Genomic DNA, 1309 nt, shown 5'->3' with positions numbered 1-1309 from the left:
CGCATCGACCTGCTGCTGGAGGAGCGCGTCCTGGACCTGCCCATGCGCGAGGCGGACGTGGCCATCCGCATGAAGGAGCCCAGCCAGTCCGACCTGATCCGCCGCCGGTTGCTGAACATCCGGATGCGCCTCTATGCCAGCCCGGATTACATCGCGGCGCATGGGGCGCCGGAATCGCTGGCCGACCTGTCCAACCACCGTCTGATCTGCCAGAAGCCCGACCAGCCTCAGGTGGCGGCCGGCGCGCGCCTGGTGCAGGAGTTGATGTCCCAGAACGTCGGATCGACCCTGACGGTGAACAACTATTTCGGCGTACTGCAGGCGGTGCTGGCCAATCTGGGCATCGGCGTCCTGCCCGACTATCTGACTGCCGACCATCCGAACCTGATCCGCGTGTTCCCGGACACCGAGTCGGGAGAGGTGCCGGTCTTCCTTGCCTATCCCGAGGAAATGCGCCAGACGCGCCGCGTCGCGGTGTTCCGCGACTTTGTCCTGGAAGAGATCCAGGCCTATCGCCGCCATCAAAGCGAGGCCGGGCAGGTCTGACCTGCCCAAACCGCAGGCGAAACCGGGATGATGCACGCGCCGCGTGCAGCCATTACGCCAGCGCATGGCGGCTATGCTGCAGCCGCAGCGCCATTTGTCTTGAAGAGTTCACAGACTGCACATATATCGGGCTTAGAAGGCGATGATCAGCGTAATCGCTCCTCACCTTCTACCTCCCTGTTGGACTTAGGCCGGGCCTTGTGCCCGGCTTTTTTTTGTCCCGCGCCCGGGTTCTGCGGCCTTTCCATGGACGCCGCCAGCGCCTAGAAGACGCGTGATTTCATGCGCAGGAAGGGTCGTGTCATGCAGGAACCACAGCTTACCCCGGAACTGATCGCGGCCCACGGGCTGAAGCCGGACGAGTATGCCAGCATCCTGCAGATCATCGGGCGCGAACCGACCTTCACCGAACTGGGCATCTTCAGTGCCATGTGGAACGAGCACTGTTCCTACAAGTCGTCCAAGAAATGGCTGCGTACCCTGCCCGTCGACGGCCCCCAGGTGATCTGCGGTCCCGGAGAGAACGCGGGCGTTGTCGATATCGGCGACGGTCAGGCGGTGGTCTTCAAGATGGAGAGCCACAACCATCCCAGCTATATCGAACCCCATCAGGGCGCGGCGACCGGCGTGGGCGGCATCCTGCGTGACGTCTTCACCATGGGCGCGCGCCCGATCGCGGCGATGGATGCGCTGTCCTTCGGGCGCACCGATCACCCCAAGACCCCGCATCTGGTCAAGGGCGTGGTCGAGGGGATCGGCGCCT

The 1309-nt window shown here is 64.0% G+C and carries 2 protein-coding genes; both read left to right on the top strand.

The features are described from left to right. A partial coding sequence (locus TW83_RS16335; protein ID WP_045983844.1) for a substrate binding domain-containing protein occupies positions 1-546 on the top strand: 546 nt, incomplete at its 5' end. 303 nt (positions 547-849) lie between these two features. Beyond that, the coding region (locus tag TW83_RS16330; protein ID WP_045983843.1) for an AIR synthase related protein at positions 850-1309 on the top strand (460 nt) is incomplete at its 3' end.

It is taken from the genome of Paracoccus sp. S4493, from assembly GCF_000967735.1.
GTDB classification, from domain to species: Bacteria; Pseudomonadota; Alphaproteobacteria; order Rhodobacterales; family Rhodobacteraceae; genus Paracoccus; species Paracoccus marcusii.
The sequence above is the reverse complement of the archived record's forward strand: the minus strand, read 5'-3'. Positions and strand labels throughout refer to the sequence as shown.